Origin of the sequence: Pseudomonas mosselii, assembly GCF_005796105.1 — a bacterium.
Lineage (GTDB): Bacteria > Pseudomonadota > Gammaproteobacteria > Pseudomonadales > Pseudomonadaceae > Aquipseudomonas > Aquipseudomonas mosselii_C.
In genome coordinates, this window is the sequence record NZ_VAUO01000011.1 from 39557 (window position 1) to 62989 (window position 23433).

At 61.1% G+C, this 23433-nt stretch carries 24 protein-coding genes; 10 read left to right on the plus strand and 14 right to left on the minus strand.

What is annotated here, in order from left to right:
* Positions 1-166: 166 nt before the first annotated feature.
* The 3 genes from glpR to FEM01_RS19545 all read right to left on the minus strand — a co-directional run bounded on the left by glpR (position 167) and on the right by FEM01_RS19545 (position 3473).
* Positions 167-922: a DNA-binding transcriptional repressor GlpR gene (glpR, locus tag FEM01_RS19535; protein ID WP_138221116.1), complete on the minus strand. Its 756-nt coding sequence runs from the start codon at positions 920-922 to the stop codon at positions 167-169.
* Positions 923-1063: 141 nt separating this feature from the next.
* On the minus strand, positions 1064-2554 hold the full coding sequence (glpK, locus tag FEM01_RS19540; RefSeq protein ID WP_138221117.1) for a glycerol kinase GlpK: 1491 nt from the start codon (positions 2552-2554) through the stop codon (positions 1064-1066).
* 67 nt (positions 2555-2621) lie between these two features.
* Positions 2622-3473 carry an MIP/aquaporin family protein gene (locus FEM01_RS19545; protein ID WP_138221118.1) on the minus strand — a complete coding sequence of 284 codons (852 nt, stop codon included), beginning with the start codon at positions 3471-3473 and terminating at the stop codon, positions 2622-2624.
* Between the two features lie 304 nt (positions 3474-3777).
* Here FEM01_RS19545 and ybaK point away from each other — a divergent pair, with 304 nt between their 5' ends.
* Both ybaK and FEM01_RS19555 read left to right on the plus strand, forming a co-directional pair.
* Positions 3778-4248, plus strand: a complete 471-nt coding sequence (gene ybaK / locus FEM01_RS19550; protein ID WP_138221119.1) for a Cys-tRNA(Pro) deacylase — start codon at positions 3778-3780, stop codon at positions 4246-4248.
* 123 nt (positions 4249-4371) lie between these two features.
* Complete coding sequence (locus tag FEM01_RS19555; RefSeq protein ID WP_138221120.1) at positions 4372-5151, plus strand: PhzF family phenazine biosynthesis protein; 780 nt, start codon at positions 4372-4374, stop codon at positions 5149-5151.
* A gap of 87 nt (positions 5152-5238) precedes the next feature.
* On the opposite strand, the gene FEM01_RS19560 is transcribed toward FEM01_RS19555, so the two are convergent.
* Positions 5239-6348, minus strand: a complete 1110-nt coding sequence (locus FEM01_RS19560) for an ABC transporter ATP-binding protein (RefSeq protein ID WP_138221121.1) — start codon at positions 6346-6348, stop codon at positions 5239-5241.
* The gene (argF, locus tag FEM01_RS19565) at positions 6345-7265 is read right to left on the minus strand and encodes an ornithine carbamoyltransferase (protein ID WP_138221122.1); all 921 of its coding nucleotides are present in this window, start codon (positions 7263-7265) and stop codon (positions 6345-6347) included. Before argF ends, FEM01_RS19560 begins: the two co-directional genes overlap by 4 nt.
* A gap of 362 nt (positions 7266-7627) precedes the next feature.
* Here argF and FEM01_RS19570 point away from each other — a divergent pair, with 362 nt between their 5' ends.
* The gene (locus FEM01_RS19570) at positions 7628-9736 is read left to right on the plus strand and encodes a molybdopterin oxidoreductase family protein (protein ID WP_138221123.1); all 2109 of its coding nucleotides are present in this window, start codon (positions 7628-7630) and stop codon (positions 9734-9736) included.
* Positions 9737-9827: 91 nt separating this feature from the next.
* Complete coding sequence (gene grxD, locus FEM01_RS19575; RefSeq protein ID WP_136913238.1) at positions 9828-10163, plus strand: Grx4 family monothiol glutaredoxin; 336 nt, start codon at positions 9828-9830, stop codon at positions 10161-10163.
* A gap of 101 nt (positions 10164-10264) precedes the next feature.
* Here the strand turns inward: grxD and bfr are convergent, their stop codons facing one another.
* Both bfr and FEM01_RS19585 read right to left on the minus strand, forming a co-directional pair.
* Entirely contained in the window at positions 10265-10738 is a 474-nt protein-coding gene (gene bfr, locus FEM01_RS19580; protein ID WP_138221124.1) for a bacterioferritin, read from the minus strand.
* A gap of 200 nt (positions 10739-10938) precedes the next feature.
* Entirely contained in the window at positions 10939-11160 is a 222-nt protein-coding gene (locus FEM01_RS19585; protein ID WP_063543432.1) for a bacterioferritin-associated ferredoxin, read from the minus strand.
* A 213-nt stretch (positions 11161-11373) separates the two neighbouring features.
* On the opposite strand from FEM01_RS19585, the gene FEM01_RS19590 reads away from it, so the two are divergent.
* Positions 11374-11976 (plus strand): peroxiredoxin, encoded by a 603-nt coding sequence (locus tag FEM01_RS19590; RefSeq protein WP_138221179.1) that lies wholly within the window; start codon positions 11374-11376, stop codon positions 11974-11976.
* Between the two features lie 120 nt (positions 11977-12096).
* On the opposite strand, the gene rnt is transcribed toward FEM01_RS19590, so the two are convergent.
* Positions 12097-12771 (minus strand): ribonuclease T, encoded by a 675-nt coding sequence (gene rnt / locus FEM01_RS19595; protein ID WP_138221125.1) that lies wholly within the window; start codon positions 12769-12771, stop codon positions 12097-12099.
* The gene (gene pyrC / locus FEM01_RS19600) at positions 12768-13814 is read right to left on the minus strand and encodes a dihydroorotase (RefSeq protein ID WP_138221126.1); all 1047 of its coding nucleotides are present in this window, start codon (positions 13812-13814) and stop codon (positions 12768-12770) included. The genes rnt and pyrC overlap by 4 nt, the downstream gene beginning before the upstream one ends.
* 130 nt (positions 13815-13944) lie before the next feature.
* Here pyrC and FEM01_RS19605 point away from each other — a divergent pair, with 130 nt between their 5' ends.
* The gene (locus FEM01_RS19605) at positions 13945-14880 is read left to right on the plus strand and encodes a flagellar protein MotY (RefSeq protein WP_138221127.1); all 936 of its coding nucleotides are present in this window, start codon (positions 13945-13947) and stop codon (positions 14878-14880) included.
* A gap of 128 nt (positions 14881-15008) precedes the next feature.
* Complete coding sequence (locus FEM01_RS19610) at positions 15009-16226, plus strand: argininosuccinate synthase (RefSeq protein WP_138221128.1); 1218 nt, start codon at positions 15009-15011, stop codon at positions 16224-16226.
* 54 nt (positions 16227-16280) lie between these two features.
* Here FEM01_RS19610 and FEM01_RS19615 read toward each other — a convergent pair whose 3' ends face one another.
* Positions 16281-16763, minus strand: coding sequence for a hypothetical protein (locus FEM01_RS19615; RefSeq protein ID WP_138221129.1), 483 nt, complete (start codon positions 16761-16763; stop codon positions 16281-16283).
* A gap of 251 nt (positions 16764-17014) precedes the next feature.
* Here FEM01_RS19615 and FEM01_RS19620 point away from each other — a divergent pair, with 251 nt between their 5' ends.
* Positions 17015-17641 (plus strand): response regulator transcription factor, encoded by a 627-nt coding sequence (locus tag FEM01_RS19620; RefSeq protein WP_138221130.1) that lies wholly within the window; start codon positions 17015-17017, stop codon positions 17639-17641.
* A gap of 48 nt (positions 17642-17689) precedes the next feature.
* Here FEM01_RS19620 and FEM01_RS24230 read toward each other — a convergent pair whose 3' ends face one another.
* The 3 genes from FEM01_RS24230 to metG form a co-directional block, all read right to left on the minus strand.
* A complete protein-coding gene (locus tag FEM01_RS24230; protein ID WP_171030998.1) occupies positions 17690-17866 on the minus strand; it encodes a PA3496 family putative envelope integrity protein in 177 nt (58 codons plus the stop codon).
* Between the two features lie 104 nt (positions 17867-17970).
* The gene (nth, locus tag FEM01_RS19625; RefSeq protein ID WP_138221131.1) at positions 17971-18609 is read right to left on the minus strand and encodes an endonuclease III; all 639 of its coding nucleotides are present in this window, start codon (positions 18607-18609) and stop codon (positions 17971-17973) included.
* A 227-nt stretch (positions 18610-18836) separates the two neighbouring features.
* Positions 18837-20876: a methionine--tRNA ligase gene (gene metG / locus FEM01_RS19630; protein ID WP_138221132.1), complete on the minus strand. Its 2040-nt coding sequence runs from the start codon at positions 20874-20876 to the stop codon at positions 18837-18839.
* Between the two features lie 158 nt (positions 20877-21034).
* Between metG and apbC the strand changes: the two genes are divergently transcribed.
* Positions 21035-22129: an iron-sulfur cluster carrier protein ApbC gene (gene apbC, locus FEM01_RS19635; protein ID WP_138221133.1), complete on the plus strand. Its 1095-nt coding sequence runs from the start codon at positions 21035-21037 to the stop codon at positions 22127-22129.
* Positions 22130-22250: 121 nt separating this feature from the next.
* Here apbC and FEM01_RS19640 read toward each other — a convergent pair whose 3' ends face one another.
* On the minus strand, positions 22251-22460 hold the full coding sequence (locus FEM01_RS19640; RefSeq protein WP_016488765.1) for a cold-shock protein: 210 nt from the start codon (positions 22458-22460) through the stop codon (positions 22251-22253).
* Positions 22461-22801: 341 nt separating this feature from the next.
* On the opposite strand from FEM01_RS19640, the gene dcd reads away from it, so the two are divergent.
* Positions 22802-23368 (plus strand): dCTP deaminase, encoded by a 567-nt coding sequence (gene dcd / locus FEM01_RS19645; protein WP_003258001.1) that lies wholly within the window; start codon positions 22802-22804, stop codon positions 23366-23368.
* Positions 23369-23433: the final 65 nt, after the last annotated feature.

Here is a 23433-nt window from a genome sequence, read left to right on the forward strand (position 1 = left end):
GTCAGTCTTTATAGAAAATACTGATCGGATGACAAGCAAGTGAACAAAAACGAAAGTCAGAGGTAAGCGGCAAGCGGCAAGCGGTAAGCTTCAAGCCGCAAGAAAAAGCCGAACTCCGATTGACAGGATGTCTCGGTCCGGCTTTTTCTTGCAGCTTGCAGGTCGCTCAGACCACTTCGAGGCGGATCTTGTGTTGGTTGAGCTGCTGGGTGAGCGAGGGGGAGGGGGGCTGGTCGGTCACCAGGCAGTCGATCAGGCTGATCGGACCCAGGCGCACCATGGCATTGCGCCCGAATTTGCTGGAGTCCGCGGCCAAGATCACCTGCCGAGCATTGGCGATGATCGCCTGGGATACACGCACTTCCTGATAGTCGAAGTCCAGCAGGCTGCCGTCCTCATCGATGCCGCTGATGCCCACCACGGCGAAATCCACCTTGAACTGGCTGATGAAATCGACGCTGGCCTGGCCCACCACACCGCCGTCGCGACGAACCGTACCGCCCGCTACCAGCACCTCGAAGTCGTCCTTGGCGCCGAGGATTGCCGCCACGTGGAGGTTGTTGGTGATGACCTTGAGGTGGTTATGGTTGAGCAGGGCGCGCGCGATGGATTCGGTCGTGGTGCCGATGTTGATGAACAGCGAGGCATGGTCGGGAATCTGTCGGGCCACCGCTTCAGCGATACGCTGCTTCTCGTCGCGCATCTGGTCGGCGCGCATCGCGTAGGCCGTATTTTCGATACTCGAATCGTAGGCCGCGCCGCCGTGGTAACGCCGTAGCAGGTTCACTTCGGCAAGCTGGTTGATATCGCGGCGAATGGTCTGCGGCGTGACGACGAACAGCTGCGCCATTTCCTCGATGCTGACGTAACCGCGCTCGCGGACCAGCTCAAGGATTTGTTGTTGGCGTGGAGGCAGATTCATGGGGCGGTCCTTAGGGGCTGCCGGACAAATGCTGCATGAAACCAAAAGGCAGCCTTGAGCTTCAAGCTGTAAGCGACAAGAAAAAGCCTGAACGCGTATTCATCAGCTGTTTCTTGTCGCTTGAGGCTTATCGCTTGAGGCTTATTCTTCCCAGTCGCGGGTGCGCTCCACCGCTTTGCGCCAGCCCTTGTACAGCTTCTCCTTGGTCGCCTCATCCAGCTGCGGGCTGAACTCGCGCTCGATGACCGCCTTGTCGCGCAGCTCGTCCAGTCCGCTCCAGAAACCGCAGGCCAGGCCTGCCAGGTAGGCTGCACCCAATGCCGTGGTTTCGCGCATCTGCGGGCGCTCGACACAGGTGCCCAGGATGTCGGCCTGGAACTGCATCAAGAAATTGTTGGCGACTGCGCCGCCATCGACCCGCAGTTCGCTCAGGCGTTGGCCGCAGTCTTGCTGCATGGCGTCGAGTACGTCGCGGGTCTGGTAGGCGATCGACTCCAGTGCCGCGCGGATGATGTGATCGACCTTGACCCCACGTGTCAGCCCGAACAATGCACCCCGGGCATACGGATCCCAGTAGGGAGCGCCCAGGCCGGTGAAGGCCGGCACCAGGTAAACGCCGTTGCTGTCCTTGACCTTACTGGCGAAATACTCGGTGTCGTAGGCGTCGTTGACGATTTTCAGCTCGTCGCGCAGCCACTGCACGGTAGAGCCACCATTGAACACGGCGCCTTCCAGGGCGTAGGCCACTTCACCGCGCGGGCCACAGGCAATCGTGGTGAGCAGGCCATGCGACGACTTGACTGCCTGCTTGCCGGTGTTCATAAGCAGGAAGCAGCCTGTGCCGTAGGTGTTCTTGGCCTGACCGGCCTCGACGCACATCTGCCCGAACAGCGCCGATTGTTGGTCACCGGCGATACCCGCAATGGCGATACCGCTCTTGGTATGGCCGTAGACCTCGGACGAGGGGCGTACCTCGGGCAGCATCTGGCGTGGGATGCCGAGGATCTCGAGGAGTTTTTCATCCCATTGCAGGGTATGGATGTTGAACATCAGGGTGCGCGAGGCGTTGGTGTAGTCGGTGACGTGCACCTTGGCGCCGGAGAATTTCCAGATCAGCCAGCTGTCCACGGTGCCGAACAGCAGTTCACCGCGTTCGGCGCGCTCGCGCACGCCTTCGACGTTATCGAGGATCCACTTGAGCTTGGTGCCCGAGAAGTACGGGTCGGTGACCAGGCCCGTGGCCTCGCGGATGTAGTCTTCATGGCCGTCGCGTTTGAGCTGGGCACAGATCTCGGTGCTGCGGCGGCACTGCCAGACGATGGCGTTGTACACCGGGCGTCCGGTTTGCTTGTCCCACACCACGGTGGTTTCACGCTGGTTGGTGATGCCGATGGCGGCGACCTGCGCATGGCTCAGGCCAGCCTGGGCCAAGGCCTCGACCATGGTTGCGCTCTGCGTGGCGAAGATTTCCATCGGGTCGTGCTCGACCCAGCCGGCTTGCGGATAGTGCTGGGCGAATTCGCGTTGCGAGGTGCCGACCACATTGGCGTCGCGGTCGAAGATGATGGCCCGCGAACTGGTGGTGCCCTGGTCCAGGGCGATGATGTAGTTCTTGTCCAGGTTGTCTGTCATGGCGATGACCTTGCACGAAAATGGGGGGAGTTCAGGGCGTGGCGGGCCCTCGGGCCCGGCGCTGGCCTCAGGAGGTCTGGGTATCGCCCTGAGAATTATCGTCTGTCTGTGGCGCGACGGCCTCTGTGCTGGGCAGGTGGCGGGCGATCAGGCCGCGGTACAGGGCGGCGCCCAGGCTCGCGCCAAGAATCGGTGCGAACACGGGCACCAGGAAATACGGGAGATCACGGCCTCCGGTAAAGGCGATCTCGCCCCAGCCGGCCAGGAATGTCATCAGCTTTGGCCCGAAATCGCGGGCCGGGTTCATCGCGAAGCCGGTCAAAGGGCCCATGGCGCTGCCGATCACGGCGATCAGCAGGCCGATCAGCAGCGGGGCGGTGGCGCCGCGTGGCAGCCCGTTGTTGTCGTCGGTCAGGGCCATGATGACGGCCATCAGGATCGCGGTAATGATCACTTCCACCAGGAAGGCCTGGCCAGTGGACAGCGCCGGGTGCGGATAGGTGGAGAACACCGAGGCCAGTTCCAGACTGGCCTGGCTGCCGCGCAGCATGCCGTGGGATTGTTCGAAATCGAAGAACAAGCTGCTGTACAGCGTGTAAACGAGCGCCGCGCCGCAAAAGGCACCGCACACTTGGGCAAGGATGTAGAACGGCAGTTTGCGCCGCTCGAAACCGGCGAATACGCAGAGCGCGATGCTCACGGCCGGGTTCAGGTGCGCGCCTGAAACACCGGCGGTGAGGTAGATCGCCATGCTAACGCCGACCCCCCAGATGATGCTGATTTCCCACAAGCCAAAGCTGGCACCGGCGACTTTGAGCGCGGCGACGCAGCCAGTTCCGAAGAAGATGAGCAATGCAGTGCCGATGAATTCGGCCAGGCATTGGGCGCTGAGCGCAGGTTGTCGTAGAGCAGTGGTCATGTAGGTCCTCGCTTTCTTGTTGTTGTGAGTCGCTAGGCGCTCGACAGCAAAAAGCCCGGGGTCGATCCCCATTGACGCCGGGCAGGTACGATGTGCGCACTCTATAGGTGCAACGATCATTCGCAAACGAAAAAATATAGACAAGAAACGCTGATGTCAAAGGTCGAAAATGAACGTTCAGCCACTTTCTGACCGCTTTGGCTTCTCGTGATCTGCAACCACTGCTCTAACGTGGGGCATTCGCTGGAGGGGGCGGGGAATTTCCCTTAAAGTAGCGGCGATCTGTGATCGATTGGAGCTGTCGATGACCCCCGCTCTGGACCTGTTGAAGAAGGTGCGCGCCGAACACCGCGTGCATAGCTACGAGCATGACCCGAAAACCGCCTCCTACGGCCTGGAGGCGGCGGAAAAGCTTGGCCTCGATCCGCAGCGGGTGTTCAAGACGCTGCTGGCCAGCAGCGAGAAAGGCGAGTTGCTGGTGGCGGTGGTGCCAGTGGTGGGCAGCCTGGATCTGAAGGCCCTGGCCCACGCAGCCGGGGTGAAAAAGTGCGAAATGGCTGACCCGCAGGCCGCCCAGCGTGCCACGGGCTATCTGGTGGGCGGCATCAGCCCGCTAGGCCAAAAGAAGCGCTTGCGCACCTTCATCGACCAATCCGCCCAGGCGCACGACAGTATCCATGTCAGCGCCGGCCGTCGTGGGCTGGAGGTCGAACTGTCGGCTGCGGTGCTGGCCGAGCATACCCAGGGCCGTTTCGCCGAGATCGGTCGCGTGTGAGCAGGCCTCGCGCTTGGCTGCGCATGATCTGTATGGTCGCAAAAAACCGCACTCTGTCACTGTTCGCTCTGCGCGCGTTGCCCCATGCTCGGCCTTCTACATCAAGGACAGAAGGACCGTGTCATGCAGTTGCACTTTCATCAGGTCGATGCGTTCAGTGATCGCCCATTCGCCGGCAACCCCGCCATGGTCTATTTGCTGGAGCAATGGCTAGAGCCGTCGTTGATGCAGCGTATTGCTGCCGAGCACAACCTCGCCGAGACCGCCTTCGTCGTGCCCAAGGGCGAGGCCTATGAAATCCGCTGGTTCACCCCGACGACCGAAGTGCCGTTGTGCGGTCACGCCACCCTGGCCAGCGCCCATGTGCTGTTCGAGGTGTATGGCGAGCAGAAGCCGCGCCTGGACTTTCACAGTCAGTCCGGTCCGTTGAGTGTGAGCCGTGAGGGCGATCGCCTGCTGCTGGACTTCCCGCGCATCGATCCGCAACCGGTCGAGCAGCCGTTGCCGGTGGCCGAGGCGCTGGGCTGTGAAGTGCTCGAGGTATGGCAGAGCAAGGAGTTGTTCGTGGTCTTGTCGTCGGAGCAGGCGGTGCGCGATTGCGTGCCTGACATGGCGGCGTTGGCGAGCTTGCCAGGGCTTGGGGTAATCGTCACCGCACGCGGCGACCAGCATGATTTTGTTTCTCGCTATTTTGCCCCGGCCATCGGCATTCCAGAGGACCCGGTGACCGGCTCCACCCATTGCCTGCTCATTCCCTACTGGGCCGAGCGTCTGGGCAAGACAGAGCTGAGCGCCGCCCAACGTTCGGCGCGTGGCGGGGAGTTGTTCTGTAGGCTGGAGGGGCAGCGGGTGAAGATCGGCGGTCATGCCACGCGCGTGGCCAGCGGCACCCTGACACTCTGATACGCCGCCCTGTCTGGGAGAAGGGCCCTGCGAGCGCGGGGCCCGAGCTAATCCGGGGGTAGGTGGTGGGCTGCTGCGCAGCAGCCCTCAGTGCGCCGAGCTGTAGCGGCGAACGCCACTTTCCTGGAGCTGCAATTGGGCGGCCACGCTGCCCGGCACCGGGAACAGCACCAGATGGTCGGCGGCCACGGCGATGCCAACGTCCTGGCCGACCTGATGGTCGATGTGGCTTGGGAAGATGGCTTCCAGCTCGCTGCCGGTGGGCAGTTGCAAGCGGTACAGGGTCGATGCGCCGAGGAAACTCTTGCCCACGACCTGTGCGCGCAGCGTGCTGTCCGGGGCGTGGACGATGTCGTCCGGTCGCAGCAGCACGTCGACCGAACTGCCAGCCGCCAGGGTGTAGGCGCGGTTGCCGCGCAACTCGCCCAGTTCGGTCGTCACTGCTTCATGGCTGCTCATCTGGCCGCGAATGAAGTAACCCTGGCCAATGAAGCTGGCGACGAATGGCGTTTGCGGTTCGTGGTAGAGGTTGTAGGGCGTGTCCCACTGCTCCAGCCGGCCTTCCTTGAAGACACCGACCTGATCGCTGACCGCGAAGGCCTCTTCCTGATCATGGGTGACCAGGATGGCGCTGGTGCCCCGGCTTTTGAGGATCGCGCGAACTTCGTGGCTCAGGCGTCGGCGCAATTCGACGTCGAGGTTGGAGAACGGCTCGTCGAGCAGCAGCAGTTGCGGCTCTGGCGCCAGGGCGCGGGCCAGGGCGACGCGTTGTTGCTGGCCGCCGGACAGCTCGTGGGGATAACGCCCGCCGAGGCCACTGAGCTTGACCAGTTCGAGCATCTCTTCGACGACCGCCGCCTGGTTGGGCTGCTTGGCGATACCGAAGGCGATGTTCTGCGCCACCGTAAGGTGCGGGAACAGCGCATAGTCCTGGAACACCATGCCGATGCGACGCTTCTCCGGCGACAGGGTGAACCCTGCGCGGGAGATCACCTCGCCGGCCAGCTGGATCTCGCCCTCATGCACCGGCTCGAACCCGGCGATGGCGCGCAGCGTGGTGGTCTTGCCGCAACCGGAGGAGCCCAGCAGGCAACCGATGTCGCCTGCGTTGAGGTGCAAGTTGAGGTTCTGGACGATGCGCTGGTCGCCATAGCCGCAGGCGAGGTTGCGCAGGTTGAGCAGTAGGGGTTGACTCATGCGTGGTGGTAAGCCGGTTCTACAAGGAATTCCAGAAGGGCCTTCTGTGCATGCAGGCGGTTTTCAGCTTCGTCCCAGGCGACCGAGCGAGGGTCGTCGAGCAGGTCCTGGCTGATTTCCTCGCCGCGATGGGCGGGCAGGCAGTGCATGAACAGGGCATCGGGTGCCGCCAGGTCGAGCAGTTCGCGGGTGACCTGGTAAGGCGCGAAGTGCGCCAGGCGCCGTGCAGTTTCCTCTTCCTGGCCCATGGAAGTCCAGACATCCGTGGTCACCAGATGAGCGCCATGCACGGCTTGCTTGGGATCGCGGATGATCTGTACGCGGTCGCCACCCAGCGCGAGGAAGCGTGCGGCCGGCTCGTAGCCTTCAGGGCAGGCGATGCGCAGTTGGAAGTCGAATTTAACCGCCGCCTCGATGTACGAGTTGCACATGTTGAAGCCGTCGCCGATCCAGGTCACGGTCTTGCCCTGGATCGAGCCACGGTGTTCGAAGAACGTCTGCATGTCCGCCAGCAGCTGGCACGGGTGCGATTCGTCGGACAGGCCGTTGATCACCGGCACCTTGGAATTGGCGGCGAATTCGGTGAGGGTGCTGTGCGCGTGGGTACGGATCATCACCGCATCGACCATGCTCGACAGGACGATGGCGCTGTCGGCGATCGGCTCGCCACGGCCCAGTTGCGTGTCGCGTGGCGACAGGAAGATGGCCTGGCCGCCGAGCTGGATCATGCCGGCTTCGAACGACACGCGAGTACGGGTGGAGGACTTTTCGAAGATCATCCCCAGCACGCGGTTCTTCAGCGGCTCGAACAGCACGCCGCGCTTGCGCAGGGCCTTCAGCTCGATGCCTCGGCGGATCACACCGAGCAATTCGTCGGTGGTGAAATCCAGCAGGGAGAGAAAGTGCCTAGCGCTCATATTGACTACCTTATCTGCAACGGTGTGCAGGTCGACCGTATGGTTTTGTTGACAACGGGAGTGACCTGCGGCGTAAGCCGCACGGGGCGGACGGAATAGGGAAAGGCGCAATACTATAATTAAATGTCGCCTCAAACCAAGGGGAGAAACAGCCTCTATGTATCAGCGGGTGACGTAAACCCTTGCGGCGAGGCTGTTTTTTATTTGCTACAGCGGTTGTACACGGCCCCGCGCGTATTTTGCAAATCTCCTGTCGTGAATCGTGGGCCTGATGTCGCCCGATTCACGCCGCGAAGCGCGCTGGCAGCGCCGTCGGTGCCGGCGCATAGTCGGGCATTCTGAACACTACGGCAGAGACGGCCATGACCAAGACCCTGCATCACCGAGCCTGTCACCTGTGCGAGGCCATCTGCGGCCTGAATATCGAAGTCAGCCATGCCGACGACGGTCGTGCCAGCATCAGCTCGATCAAGGGCGATGCCCTGGACCCGTTCAGCCGTGGTCACATTTGCCCCAAGGCCGTCGCGCTGCAGGATATCCAGGAAGACCCCGACCGCCTGCGCCAGCCCCATCGGCGTATCGGCGAGCGCTGGCAGGCGATTGGCTGGGACGAGGCCTTCGCCCTGGCCGCCGAGCGGCTGTGGGCGGTACAGCAGGCCTACGGGCGCAATGCCGTGGCGGTGTACCAAGGCAACCCCAGTGTGCACAACTATGGGTTGATGACCCACAGCAACTATTTCCTCGGGTTGCTTAAGACGCGTAACCGCTTTTCAGCGACCTCGGTCGACCAGTTGCCCCAGCACCTGACCAGCCACTTGATGTACGGTCACGGCCTGTTGCTGCCGATCCCGGATATCGATCACACCGACTTCATGTTGATTCTGGGCGGCAATCCGCTGGCTTCCAATGGCAGCATCATGACCGTGCCGGACGTCGAAAAGCGGCTCAAGGCGCTCAAGGCCAGGGGCGGACGACTGGTGGTGGTCGATCCGCGGCGCAGCGAAACGGCGGCGATGGCCGATCAGCATCTGTTCATTCGTCCCGGTGCCGACGCGGCATTGCTGGCGGCGATGCTGCACACCCTGTTCGCCGAAGACCTGGCGAGGGGCTCGCACCTGCCGGTCAACGGCCTTGAGCAGGTGCGCCAGGCCATTGCGCCGTTCAGCGCCGAGGCCATGAGCGTGCACTGCGGCATTGCCGCCGAGGCCATTCGTCAGTTGGCTCGCGCGTTCGCCGCTGCCGACAAGGCCGTGTGCTATGGCCGCATGGGGGTGTCGACCCAGGCCTTCGGTTCGCTGTGCCATTGGCTTGTGCAATTGATCAACCTGGTCACCGGCAACCTTGATCGTGAAGGCGGGTCGCTGTGCACCGAACCTGCCGTGGACCTGGTAGCGACCACCTCCGGTGGCCATTTCAACCAGTGGCAGAGCCGGGTCTCGGGACTGCCTGAGTACGGGGGCGAGCTTCCCGTCTCGGCCCTGGCGGAAGAAATCCTCGAACCTGGCGAAGGTCAGGTGCGGGCGCTGGTGACGGTGGCTGGCAACCCCGTGCTGTCGACCCCCAACGGTCGCCGCCTGGACCAGGCGCTGGAAGGCCTGGATTTCATGCTCAGCATCGATCTCTACATCAACGAGACGACGCGCCATGCCGACCTGATCCTGCCGTCTACCTCGGCACTGGAGAACGATCACTACGATTCCACCTTCAACGTGTTGGCGGTGCGCAATGTGACCCGGTTCAACCGGGCGATCCTGGCCAAGCCCGAAGGCGCGCTGCACGACTGGGAAATCTTCGTCGGCCTGGCCAAGGCCTTCGCTGCCCGTGCCCAGTTGCCACTCAAGCCAACCGTGGCGCCGGCCGAGATGATCGAACATGCCTTGCGCACAGGCCGCTACGGTGACCAGACTGCGCATCGGCTGTCGTTGCAGACCCTCGACCAGCACCCTCACGGCCTGGACCTTGGGCCCCTGCGTCCGAACCTAGCGGCCCGTCTGCGCACCCCCTCCCAGGTCGTGGAAGCGGCGCCCGCTGCCTTGCTTGGCGATCTACAGCGTCTGGCCTGCCAGGCACCGCCGATGCCCGGCGAGTTGCTGCTGATCGGTCGGCGTCATGTACGCAGTAACAACTCCTGGATGCACAACTACCATCGGCTGGTCAAAGGCAAGCCACGGCATCAGTTGCTGATGCACCCTGACGATCTGCACCAGCGTCATCTGCAGGATGGCCAGACCGTGCGCATCCGCTCGCGCACCGGCGTGCTCGAGGTACAGGTACAGGCCTGCGACGACATGATGCCCGGCGTGGTCAGCTTGCCCCATGGTTATGGGCACAACCGTCGAGGGGCGCAATTGCAGGTGGCCGCTGCGCAGCCTGGGGTGAGCGCCAACGATCTGACCGACGAGCACCTGCGCGATGGTGTATCGGGGAATGCCGCGCTCAATGGCGTGCCTGTGGAGGTGGAGGCGGCATGAACCTGGGCAAGGCCGAGCACGCCGCTCGGGTTTCCGATACAATGCGTCACCGTGTCGACGATCACGTCGTAAAGTTCAGCCGAGGTGCTTCATGGATATCATCGAAACAATCAAAGAGCAGATCGCCAACAACACCATTCTGCTTTACATGAAAGGCTCGCCGAATGCCCCGCAGTGCGGCTTCTCGGCCCGTGCTTCGCAGGCCGTGATGGGTTGCGGCGAGAAGTTCGCCTACGTCGACATCCTGCAGAACCCGGAAATCCGTGCCAACCTGCCCAAGTACGCCAATTGGCCGACCTTCCCGCAACTGTGGGTGGGTGGTGAGTTGGTCGGCGGCAGCGACATCATGCTGGAGATGTTCGAAAAGGGTGAGTTGCAAACCCTGATCAAGGAAGCCGCCGCCAAGGCCAAAGCTTCCGAAGCCTGATTCAGGTTACCGACACGAAGAACCCCGCCAGGTGCGGGGTTTTTTGTGCCGGTAAAGAAAAGCCCCGCGCATGGCGGGGCTACTGATCGTAGAGACTGAAGTTACTCTTCGCCCATCTGCGATTGCAGGTAGTTCTCCAGGGTGACCTTGTCGATCAGGCCCAGCTGGGTTTCCAGCCAGTCGATGTGCTCTTCCTGAGATTCGAGAATGTCTTCGAGTACGTCGCGCGAGCCGAAATCGCCAGCGGTTTCGCAGTGGGCGATGGCCGCTTTCAGGTCGGTGTGGGCTTTTTTCTCAAGCTTCAGGTCGCACTCGAGCATCTCTTTGGTGTGCTCGCCGATCATCAGCTTGCCCAAGTCTTGGACGTTGGGGATACCTTCGAGGAAGAGAATCCGCTTGATCAGCTTATCGGCGTCCTTCATCGCGGTGATGGACTCTTTGTACTCAAGCTTACCGATCTTGTTCAGGCCCCAATCTTCGTACATGCGCGCGTGCAGGAAGTACTGGTTGATTGCGACCAGCTCGTTTCCGAGGATCTTGTTGAGATGCTGGATGACGCTTACGTCGCCTTTCATGTTGGGGTCCTGCCCTATAAAAGTTGAGCCAATGCCGACGAGTTTGAGCCTCACCTTTATCTATGTCAAACCTAAGTTATTGAATAATAAATGAAATTTAATAGGAATAAGAATGTTTGTGAACCGCGTTAATGGCGTAACTTATTGAATTTCAGGCATAAAAAACCGGGCACTGGGCCCGGTTCTTTGAAATATGCTGTCTACGCCGCGTTGAATTCAACGGGGTAGGGGAGTGCGGCCTGCTGGCTGAGTTGCAAGTCGGTCAGGGTTTCGCGGACCACTTGCTTGGCGAGGCAGGCACATTTGCCGCACTGGCTGGCGACGTTGGTGGCGGCTCGAACTTCCTTGTAGCTGCAGCATCCTTCGTAGATCGCATCGCGGATCTGTCCGTCGGTGACGCCGACACAAAGACACACATACATAAAGGCTGACCATCGCAGGTTGAGTCGATGCGATGGAGAGTAATGGTAATGAGAATGCTTGTCAAAGCACTTTCTGTAAGTGCCGTGCTTGAGCGACCGATGGCAGAGATTCGGCCTGTCACCTTAAGCCGTGTATGATGGTCCGTCTTTGCAGGTTCCGGGGGCAGCGCTGCCCCGGGCAAGCTTTTCCACCCCCTCATCAGGAGAAATCGAATGAGCGTACTCGTTGGCAAAAAAGCCCCAGACTTCACCGTTCCGGCTGTTCTGGGCAATGGCGAGATCGTTGACAGCTTCACCCTGTCCTCGGCCATCCAGGGCAAGTACGGCCTGGTGTTCTTCTACCCACTGGACTTCACCTTCGTCTGCCCGTCGGAGCTGATCGCTCTGGATCACCGCATCCCTGACTTCCAGGCGCGCAACGTGGAAGTGATCGGCGTGTCGATCGACTCGCACTTCACCCACAACGCCTGGCGTAATACCCCGGTCAACAATGGCGGTATCGGTCAGGTCAAGTACACCCTGGCAGCCGACATGACCCACGAAATCTGCAAGGCCTACGACGTTGAGTCCGAAGGTGGCGTGGCTTTCCGTGGCGCTTTCCTGATCGACACCAATGGCGTCGTGCGTTCTCAGATCGTCAACGACCTGCCACTGGGTCGTAACATGGACGAGCTGCTGCGTCTGGTCGATGCCCTGCAATTCCACGAAGAGCACGGCGAAGTCTGCCCTGCCAACTGGAAAAAAGGCGACAAGGGCATGAACGCTTCGCCGGAAGGTGTAGCTGCCTACCTGAGCGAGAACGCTGGCAAGCTGTAAGGCGCCAGCCATAAAAAAACCGGCCTTTATGGCCGGTTTTTTTATGGCTTTAAGCTTGAAGCTTCAAGCGGCAAGTAAGAGCAGTGCACGTATGCCATGCTTTTTCTTGCAGCTTGCAGCTCAGTCGTTGAAGTCGCGCCAGCCGCCCATTTCTTTCCAGCGATTGACGATGCCGCAGAACAGCTCGGCGGTCTTCTCGGTGTCGTAGCGCGCTGAATGCGCCTCACGGCCGTCGAAGTCGATATCGGCGCTTTGGCAGGCCCGTGCCAGCACGGTCTGACCATAGGCCAGGCCGGCAAGGGTGGCGGTGTCGAAGCTGGAGAATGGGTGGAACGGGTTACGCTTGATGTCGTTGCGCGCCACCGCTGCGTTGAGGAAGCCCAGGTCGAAGCTACTGTTGTGCCCGACCAGGATTGCCCGTTTGCAGCCATTGGCCTTCAGCGCTTTGCGCACACCACGGAAGATGTCGGTAAGCGCCGACTCTTCACTCACCGCCATACGCAACGGGTGGTCCAGCTTGATGCCGGTGAACTCCAATGCCGCTGCCTCGATGTTCGCGCCTTCGAAGGGCTCGACACGGAAGAAATAGGTGTGCTCCGGGAACAGGAAGCCCTTTTCGTCCATGCCGATGGTCACCGCGGCGATCTCCAGCAGCGCGTCGGTGGCGCTGTTGAAACCACCGGTCTCGACATCCACCACTACCGGCAGATAACCACGGAAACGCTCGGCCATGGGGTGACGCGAGCCGCCACCGGATGGCACGTCCTGTTCGTCGTCGTAGAGGTCTTCGCTCACGCGTTGTCCTCCAGCAGGCGCCAGCGCAGTTTTTCACCCGCGCGCAGCGGGATCACGTTGGTGTCGCCGAACGGCAGGCTGGCCGGAGCGGTCCACTCCTCGCGCACCAGGGTGATGGTGTCGGTGTTGCGCGCCAGGCCGTAGAAGTCCGGGCCGTGCTTGCTGGCGAAGCCTTCGAGCTTGTCCAGCGCGTTGCGCTGCTCGAACGCCTCGGCGTACATCTCGATGGCGGCGTAGGCGGTGTAGCAGCCCGCGCAGCCACAGGCGTTCTCTTTGGCGTGCTGGGCGTGGGGGGCCGAATCGGTGCCCAGGAAGAACTTCGGATTGCCGCTGGTAGCCGCATCCAGCAACGCAACCTGGTGGGTGTTGCGCTTGAGGATCGGCAGGCAATAGAAGTGCGGACGGATACCGCCAACCAGCATGTGGTTGCGGTTGTACAGCAGGTGCTGAGCAGTGATGGTGGCGCCGACGTTGGCCGGGGCCTCTGTGACGAATTGCGCGGCATCGCTGGTGGTGATGTGCTCGAACACCACCTTTAGGGTCGGGAAACGTTCGACCAGACGGCGCATGTGTTCGTCGATAAAGCGCTTCTCGCGGTCGAACACGTCGATCTCGCTGCGCGTCACTTCACCGTGCACCAGCAGCGGCAGGCCGGTCTCGGCCAGGGCCTCGATCGCCGGGAAAATGTTGTCGATGCTGGTCACGCCCGAGTCGGAATTGGTGGTGGCTCCGGCCGGGTACAGCTTGGCGGCGTACACGATGCCACTGGCCTTGGCTGCGCGAATATCCTCGGGGCTGGTGCGGTCGGTGAGGTACAGCACCATCAGCGGTTCAAAGCGGCTGCCGGCCGGGCGAGCGGCGAGAATACGCTCGCGGTAGGCGCCTGCCTCGACGGCATTGCGCACCGGCGGGACCAGATTGGGCATGATGATGGCGCGGGCGAAAGTACGCGCCACGTCACCGACGGTATGTTGCAAGACGGCACCATCGCGCAGATGGATGTGCCAGTCGTCGGGACGCAGGAGGGTCAGGCGATCGGACATTGGGGTTTCCAGGCGGGTCGAACTCGACTGCCAATCCTACCGGAAAACCCTGGCGCGAGCACGGCTATCAAGTTTTGCCCGAGGCGTCCGATAGCCTTGGGGTAAGTCGTCAGAATTTGTGGAGCCTCCCGTGCGCCAGCGTTATCTAGCCCTGTTCACCCTCGTTGCCAGCCTGCCGGCTGCGGCCATGACCTTCCAGACCCGCATGGAGAGCGTTGCCTGGCAAGTCGAGGGCGATCAGTTCGAATGCCGCCTGGTCCAGCCGATCGAAGGCTTCGGCAGTGGCGAGTTCGTGCGCCGCGCCGGCGAGCAGCCAATCTTCCGCCTGCGTTCGGACAGCAACGTGCTGGGTGCCGGCTCCGCGACTCTGCTGGCGGCTGCCGCACCTTGGCAGCCGGGGCGCGGCGATATCAATCTGGGCGCGGTGCGCATGGCCCGCACGGGCGTGCTGTTTACCTCCAGCCAAGGCCAGGCCAGCCGTTTGATCAACGGCTTGCTCGATGGGCGCAGCACGGTGATACGCAATTACGCAGGCGAAGGTGGCCGTGCCATGGAGGTGCGAGTGTTGCCGGTCAGCTTTGCCAAGGCCTATGCGGACTACCAGACGTGCGCCGGCAAGATGCTGCCGGTGAACTTTGATCAGATCCGCCAGACCCAGATCGGCTTCCCGGGCACCGGCCTTGAATTGGATAGCTCGGCAAGGGCCCGCCTGGATATCATCCTCGATTACCTCAAGGCCGATCCGTCGGTCAATCACATCGAGCTTGACGGGCACTCCGATAACAGCGGCAACCGCCTGAGCAACCGTGACAACTCACGCCGGCGCGCGCTGGCAGTCGCCGACTATCTCAAAGCCCATGGCGTCCCGGAGGAGCACATCACCGTGCGTTTCCACGGCGAGCGCTATCCGCTGGTCAAGAACAACAGTGCTGCCAACCGTGCGCAGAACCGTCGCGTGAACATCACACTCGACCGCGTCACGCCTGTGGAGAAACCGCTTGAGCCAGCGCCTGCACCGGCTGCAACGCCTGCGCCACCTGCACAATCGGCGGCTAAAAAGGCCTGAATGCAGGCGTTGGTCGCGTGCACGACAGTTCCTGTCGCTTTGGCATCACAAGCTGTCGCCCCACTGTAAATTTTGCGGCAAGGCCGTTAGACTTGAAGGCTTTCCGTACAACCCCGTGGAGTGATGGCATGGCGGACGTAAAAAAGGTCGTACTGGCGTATTCCGGCGGCCTTGATACTTCGGTGATTCTCAAGTGGCTGCAGGACACCTACAACTGCGAAGTGGTGACCTTCACCGCTGATCTGGGTCAGGGCGAAGAGGTCGAGCCGGCCCGCGCCAAGGCCCAGGCGATGGGCGTTAAAGAAATCTACATCGACGATCTGCGCGAAGAGTTCGTGCGTGATTTCGTGTTCCCGATGTTCCGCGCCAACACCGTCTACGAAGGCGAGTACCTGCTGGGTACCTCCATCGCCCGTCCGCTGATCGCCAAGCGCCTGATCGAGATCGCCAACGAAACCGGCGCTGACGCCATTTCCCACGGCGCAACCGGCAAAGGCAACGATCAAGTGCGCTTCGAGTTGGGTGCCTACGCGCTCAAGCCGGGTGTCAAGGTCATTGCACCATGGCGCGAGTGGGACCTGCTGTCGCGCGAGAAGCTGATGGACTACGCCGAGAAGCATGGCATCCCGATCGAGCGCCACGGCAAGAAAAAGTCGCCGTACTCGATGGACGCCAACCTGCTGCACATCTCCTACGAAGGCGGTGTCCTGGAAGATACCTGGACCGAGCACGAAGAAGACATGTGGCGCTGGAGCGTCTCGCCTGAGAACGCCCCGGACACCGCTACCTACATCGAGCTGACCTACCGCAACGGTGACATCGTCGCCATCGACGGCGTCGAGAAGAGTCCAGCCACCGTGCTGGCCGATCTGAACCGCATCGGTGGTGCCAACGGTATCGGTCGCCTGGACATCGTCGAGAACCGCTACGTAGGCATGAAGTCCCGTGGCTGCTACGAGACCCCAGGCGGCACCATCATGCTGAAGGCTCACCGTGCCATTGAGTCGATCACCCTGGATCGCGAAGTCGCTCACCTCAAAGACGAGCTGATGCCCAAGTATGCCAGCCTGATCTACACCGGCTATTGGTGGAGCCCGGAGCGTCTGATGCTGCAGCAGATGATCGATGCTTCGCAGGTCAACGTGAACGGCGTCGTACGCCTGAAGCTGTACAAGGGCAACGTCGTCGTGGTCGGCCGCAAGTCGGACGATTCGCTGTTCGATGCCAATATCGCGACCTTCGAAGAGGACGGCGGCGCCTACAACCAGGCGGATGCTGCTGGCTTCATCAAGCTCAATGCACTGCGTATGCGCATCGCCGCCAACAAAGGCCGTTCGATGCTCTGATTCGCCCGCGTGTGCTGAAGAACCCGGCCTCGGCCGGGTTTTTTTACGCCTGTTTCAAGCCTCAGGAGCGCTGGGCGGCCTGGGCGCATCGTCCTCCAGAGGTGTTCTGCAAATTTCTAGGCAGCGCTGACCCTCCAGGTCGTAGAAGACCCAGCGTTGCGCCTGGTTTTGCGGTTGGCGGACGATGCGCAGGATGTGCTGCTCTAGGGCCACGCCGCTTTGTGGGCCGGACAGAGCGATCAAACTGGCGTTCGGCTCGCGCGTGGTGGCCCGCGCCAGCGCAGGGCTAAGGGGGTCAGCTTGGCCGCTGGGGGCTGGCGCGACGCTGGACGATTGCGGACTGAACAGGGCTTTTGCATTGAAGTTCAGTGTCAGAAAGAACAGTACCGTCAGGAAGAACGGAAAGCCGACCAGAAACCAGGTGTAGATGCCCTGGCTGGCTTCGCTGAGAAATGGCAGTGACGCCAGCGCTGAGGCCTCGACGATGCCAGCGAAGATCGCGATAAGGCTCAAAGGGCTGAAGTTTTCCTGTTTCATATAAATGCCCCCGACATGCTTTGCCTTATCTGTAAGTCTTTTATCGAGCACGCGTAAGAGCGGCGGTCTTCCCCGGGAAGCGTCCGAGGCACCATCCAGGCGCTGCGGGAGCGTCATGCCTGTAGGAAGTTTCTTTAAATGAAGTAGTACAGCTCTTTTGATGAGGGTTCGCGGACAATTACGGATTATCGGATCACGATGCTCGGTTATGGTGGCTGGCCAAAACTAAATACGGATCTAATGGGTAACGCATGAACAAAGTGCTGATCGTTGATGATCACCCGGTCATTCGCCTGGCGGTGCGCATGCTGATGGAGCGGCATGGCTACGAGGTGGTGGCGGAAACCGACAACGGCGTCGACGCTTTGCAGTTGACGCGGGAGCACCTGCCGGACATCGTCATTCTGGATATCGGGATTCCCAAGCTCGATGGCCTTGAAGTGGTCGCCCGCATCGCGATGGCGAGCCCGGGCAGCAAGGTTCTGGTGCTCACCTCCCAGGCCCCTGGGCACTTCTCGATGCGCTGTATGCAGGCCGGGGCGGCCGGTTATGTCTGCAAGCAACAGGAACTCACCGAGCTGCTCAGCGCAATCAAGGCGGTCTTGTCCGGTTACAGCTACTTCCCCAATCAAGCCCTGCAAAAAGGCCGCAACATCAATGGTGGATGTACCGAGGAGGAAATGGTCGAACGCCTTTCGGGGCGTGAAATGATGGTGCTGCAACAACTTGCGCGGGGTAAGAGTAACAAGGAGATCGCCGACAGCATGTTCCTTAGCAACAAGACAGTGAGTACCTACAAGACCCGGCTGTTACTCAAGCTCAATGCCCGCTCGCTGGTTGACCTCATTGAATTGGCTCAGCGCCACGGGCTGGCCTGACACTGTAGGCCAAAAGCCTCTGCCGATGAGGCTTTTGGCTGGCCCGTCTTACAGGTCGTAGTCGAAGTCCGCCAGTTGCTTCTGCAGGCGGCGCTCTTCCAGCAGGTTGTCGATGGTGCGACGTTTGCTGAGATTGGTCTTGGCGATTTCGACCCGAGGCTCAACCTCTTCATCCGTGCTAGGGAAATCATCATCGACAACCAGGTCTTCTTTATCGGTGCTCATGCGTCACTCCAAGCCAAGGGGCCATTGGCCGTCCTTATAACGGGATTCTTGGAGTCGGTAAAAAAGATTTTTTCAATCGTGATATGCGGTTTTCTCTATGTGAGTCAATCGTCGCAAGTCTTGTGCTTGTATTCGCACAGGTCTTCGATACGGCAACTGCCACAACGCGGCTTGCGTGCCTGGCAGACGTATCGCCCATGCAGAATCAGCCAATGGTGGGCGTCCAGCAAATAGTCCTTGGGTACGAACTTGAGGAGTTTCTTTTCAACCTCTAGAACGGTTTTGCCTGGCGCGATGCCGGTGCGATTGCTCACCCGGAAGATATGCGTGTCGACGGCCATGGCCAATTGCCCGAAAGCGGTGTTGAGCACCACATTGGCGGTTTTGCGACCGACGCCGGGGAGCGCTTCGAGTGCTTCGCGGGTTTGCGGTACTTCGCCACCATGCAGTTCGATCAGCAGGCGGCAGGTCTCGATGACATTCTTGGCCTTACTGTTATAGAGCCCGATGGTCTTGATGTACTCGCTCAGCCCCTCCACCCCCAGGGCATGAATGGCCTGGGGCGTGTTCGCCACCGGATACAGGCGTGCCGTCGCCTTGTTGACACCGACGTCGGTCGCCTGCGCCGAAAGGATCACGGCGATCAGCAGTTCGAAGGGCGTGGTGTAAGCCAGTTCGGTCTTAGGGGACGGGTTGTCTTCATGCAGCCTGCGAAAGATCTCCAGGCGTTTTGCGGCATTCATGGGGTCAAAGGCTTCCTTGACGACGTGAGGGTGGAGGCGCTGGGCGCAGGCAATTGTACGCCCGATGCGAGGTCTGGCGGCAGGTCGCCGGCCCTCGCTTACCATGCAGACGAGCAGTTGCTGTTGCAACGCTCTGAGCGTACCGAGCGCCGCGATGTGGCTTGATTGGCGGGACTGCGCCTGGCGGATGCGACTGCCCCGGCCAAAGGGCCGGGGCAGTCGGGGGCTTACTTGATGCGCTGACCGGGCTTGGCGCCGCTGTCCGGGCTCAGCAGATAGATTTCTTCACCGCCAGGGCCTGCGGCCATCACCATGCCTTCGGACACGCCGAACCTCATCTTGCGCGGCTTGAGGTTGGCAACCATCATGGTCAGGCGGCCTTCGAGCTTGCTCGGGTCGGGGTAGGCCGACTTGATCCCGGAGAACACATTGCGGCGCTCGTCACCGATGTCCAGTGTCAGTTGCAGCAGTTTGTCGGCGCCAGCCACGGCTTCGGCCTTGACGATCAAGGCCACGCGCAGGTCGACGGCGGCGAAGGTGTCGAACTCGATCTCTGCCGACAGCGGATCCTTGGCCAGCTCGCCGTTGCCGGTGGACACCTTGGCCTCAGCGGCTAGCAGGTCTTCCTTGCTGGCGGCGACCATGGCTTCGACCTTGGCAGGCTCAATACGGCTCATCAGGGCCTTGAACGGATTGAGCGTGTGATTTTCCAGGCGCGACTGGTGATCGTTCCAGGTCAGCGGTGCGACGTTGAGGAAGGCCTCGGCGTCGGCGGCCAGCACCGGCAGAACCGGCTTGAGGAAGATCACCAGCTGGCGGAACAGGTTGATGCCCTGGGCGCAGATGGCCTGCACCTCATCCTGCTTGCCTTCCTGCTTGGCCAGCGACCATGGCGCCTTGTCGGCGATCCAGGCATTGGCGCGGTCGGCCAGTGCCATGATTTCGCGCATTGCACGACCGAAGTCACGGCCTTCATAGGCATCGGCGATCGAGGGGGCGGCAGCGATGAAGGCCTCGGTCAGCTCCGGTGCAGCGTCGCCTGCAACCATCACGCCCGCGTTGCCCTTGTGAATGAAGCCTGCGCAGCGGCTGGCGATGTTCACCACCTTGCCGACCAGGTCGGAGTTGACCTTCTGCACGAAGTCCTCAAGGTTCAGGTCGAGGTCGTCGACGCCGCGGCCGAGCTTGGCTGCGTAGTAGTAGCGCAGGTACTCGGGCTGCAAGTGGTCCAGGTAGGTACGCGCCTTGATGAAGGTGCCGCGAGACTTAGACATCTTGGCGCCGTTGACGGTCAGGTAGCCGTGCACATTGACTGCGGTCGGCTTGCGGAAACCTGCGCCTTCGAGCATCGCTGGCCAGAACAGGGCGTGGAAGTTGACGATGTCCTTGCCGATGAAGTGATACAGCTCGGCCTGCGAGCCTTCGTTCCAGAACGCGTCGAAGTCCAGCTCCGGGCGGCGTGCGCAGAGGTGCTTGAAGCTGGCCATGTAGCCGATCGGCGCGTCCAGCCAGACATAGAAGTATTTGCCTGGCTCGCCCGGGATCTCGAAGCCGAAGTACGGTGCATCGCGGGAGATATCCCACTCCTGCAGGCCGGAGTCCAGCCATTCGGCGAGCTTGTTGGCGACTGCGTCCTGCAGGGTGCCGCTGCGGGTCCACTGCTGCAGCATGGCCTGGAATTCCGGCAGCTTGAAGAAGAAGTGCTGGGAATCACGCAGTACCGGAGTGGCGCCGGAGATCGCCGACTTGGGGTTCTTTAGCTCGGTCGGGGCATAGGTGGCGCCGCATTTTTCGCAGTTGTCGCCGTACTGGTCTTCGGCCGCGCACTTGGGGCAGGTGCCCTTGATGAAGCGGTCGGCCAGGAACATGCCTTTTTCCGGGTCGAAGTACTGGGTCACCGAACGGGTGGCGATATGGCCTGCATCACGCAGACGCGTGTAGATCAGGCTCGACAGCTCGCGGTTCTCTTCGCTGTGCGTGGAGTGGAAATTGTCGAAATCGACCAGGAAGTCGGCGAAGTCGCTGCTGTGCTCGGCCTGGACGTTGGCGATCAACTGCTCAGGCGTGATGCCTTCCTTTTCGGCACGCAGCATGATCGCCGAGCCGTGGGCATCGTCGGCGCAGACATAGATGCACTGGTTACCGCGCAGTTTCTGAAAGCGCACCCACATGTCCGTTTGAATGTACTCCAGCATATGGCCAAGGTGGATGGATCCATTGGCATAGGGCAGGGCGCTGGTGACGAGAATCTGGCGTGGCTCGGACATGGTGGCTCGGCTACTTATCTGGCTACGGGGTAAAAATGAGGGTGATCGGCAACTATAAAGGCCTGACGAATATATTTCACCCCGCGAACGCATATGCTGACGATTGACGGGTTAGCATAGGCGCCTGTTTCGTATTCAGTTTGCCAATGGGAGTCTCCATGAGTGCCGTCACCCGTGCCGCCGTCGAAGGCGTGCTTCGCCAGTATACCGACCCCTACCTGAACCAGGATCCGGTCAGCGCCGGTTGCGTACGGGCCATCGAGATCCAGGGCGGGCAGGTCAGCGTGCAGTTGCAGCTCGGCTATGCCGCTGGTTTGTTCAAGGGCGGCTGGGCGCAAGTGCTGCAAACCGCCATCGGCAATCTGGACGGGGTCAGTTCTGTTAGCGTCTCCATCGATTGCGTGATCGCCACCCACAAGGCCCAGGCCCAGGTGCCGGCCATGGCTAACGTCAAGAACATCATCGCCGTGGCGTCGGGCAAGGGCGGGGTAGGCAAGTCGACCACCGCAGCCAACCTGGCCCTGGCGTTGGCCCGTGAAGGCGCCAGGGTCGGGATGCTTGACGCTGACATCTACGGCCCCAGCCAAGGCGTGATGTTCGGCATCGCCGAAGGCACTCGACCACAAGTACGCGACCAGAAGTGGTTCGTCCCGATCAAGGCCCATGGCGTCGAAGTGATGTCCATGGCGTTCCTCACCGACGACAATACGCCGATGGTCTGGCGTGGGCCGATGGTTTCCGGTGCGCTGCTGCAACTGGTTACCCAGACGGCTTGGGACGACCTGGATTACCTGGTGATCGACATGCCGCCGGGCACCGGCGATATCCAGCTGACCTTGGCGCAAAAAGTGCCGGTGGCAGGTTCTGTAATCGTCACTACGCCTCAGGACCTGGCGCTGCTGGATGCGCGCAAGGGCGTCGAGATGTTCCGTAAGGTCAACATCCCGGTATTGGGCGTGGTCGAGAACATGGCTGTGCACATCTGCTCCAACTGTGGTCACGCCGAGCATCTGTTCGGTGAAGGCGGGGGTGAGAAACTGGCCGCGCAGTATGGCGTCGAGCTGCTGGCGTCGTTGCCGTTGTCGATGCTGATCCGTGAGCAAGCCGACAACGGTAAGCCGACAGCTATCGCCGAGCCCGAAAGCCAGATTGCCATGGTCTATCAGGAGCTGGCGCGGCAGGTGGGCGCGCGTATCGTGTTGCAGGAAGCCGCAGCCCCTGCGATGCCGAGTATCACCATCAGCGAAGACTGAGCCGTAGGCCATCACGTTGGGGGCGGTGCAGCGCTGCTCCCACGGCCTGCATGGTTTTGCAACGCACACAAAAAAACCCGCCAATGGCGGGTTTTTTCTGAAGCGAGGAAGCTAAATCGACTTAGGCGATTTGAACTTCTTCAGCCTGCATGCCTTTCTGGCCGCGGGTAGCGACGAAAGTAACAGCCTGGCCTTCTTTCAGGGTTTTGAAGCCGTCAGCTTGGATGGCTTTGAAGTGCACGAACAGGTCGTCGCCCGACTGAGGGGTGATGAAGCCGTAGCCTTTTTCATCGTTGAACCACTTGACGGTACCGGATTGACGGTTGGACATTTTTCTGTCTCCTTGGACAAAGTTGATGGCGGCTCAGGAACAGCCCTGGCCGTGAACTGAGTGCAAAGGAGCAGAAGGGTTCTTGGAGATGGGCCGATCGTAAATCGTGCATCAAACAGATCTTCGGTGTCGCGTGCAGCACAGTGGCGTCACCTTAACCCACTTTCCCTGGCCTGCCAATAACCGTCGATGGGTTTGTCGCAATTCGGATCGGTGGCGCCACAGGCCCCGACTGGCGGGGATTGGGTCCAGGAGCAAGGATGCGACTTTGCCGCAGGCGCCGGGACCGGTAAGATGCGCGTCACGATTTTTTTCACCTTGCACTCTCAGGACTCCCCGCCATGAGCATCAAATCGGACAAGTGGATTCGCCGCATGGCGCAGGAACACGGCATGATCGAACCGTTCGTCGAGCGCCAGGTGCGCGGCGAACAGGACAGCCGAGTCATCTCCTTCGGCGTCTCCAGCTACGGCTACGACGTGCGCTGCGCCGACGAATTCAAGGTCTTCACCAACATCAATTCGGCCACCGTCGACCCCAAGAACTTCGATGCCGGCAGCTTCGTCGACATCAAGAGCGACGTGTGCATCATCCCGCCTAACTCCTTCGCCCTGGCGCGTACCGTGGAGTATTTCCGCATTCCGCGCGATGTGCTGACCATCTGTCTGGGCAAAAGCACCTATGCGCGCTGCGGCATCATCGTCAACGTCACCCCGCTCGAGCCCGAGTGGGAAGGCCACGTGACTCTGGAATTCTCCAACACCACCACGCTGCCTGCGAAAATCTACGCCAACGAAGGCGTGGCACAGATGCTCTTCCTGCAATCGGACGAAGAGTGCGAAGTCTCGTACAAGGACCGTGGCGGTAAGTACCAGGGTCAGCGCGGCGTCACCCTGCCGCGCACCTGAGTCGACCAATTGCCTGGAATTGTTTGCAGGCAATGGACTCCAACGAGATGAACAGTCCCGGTGTG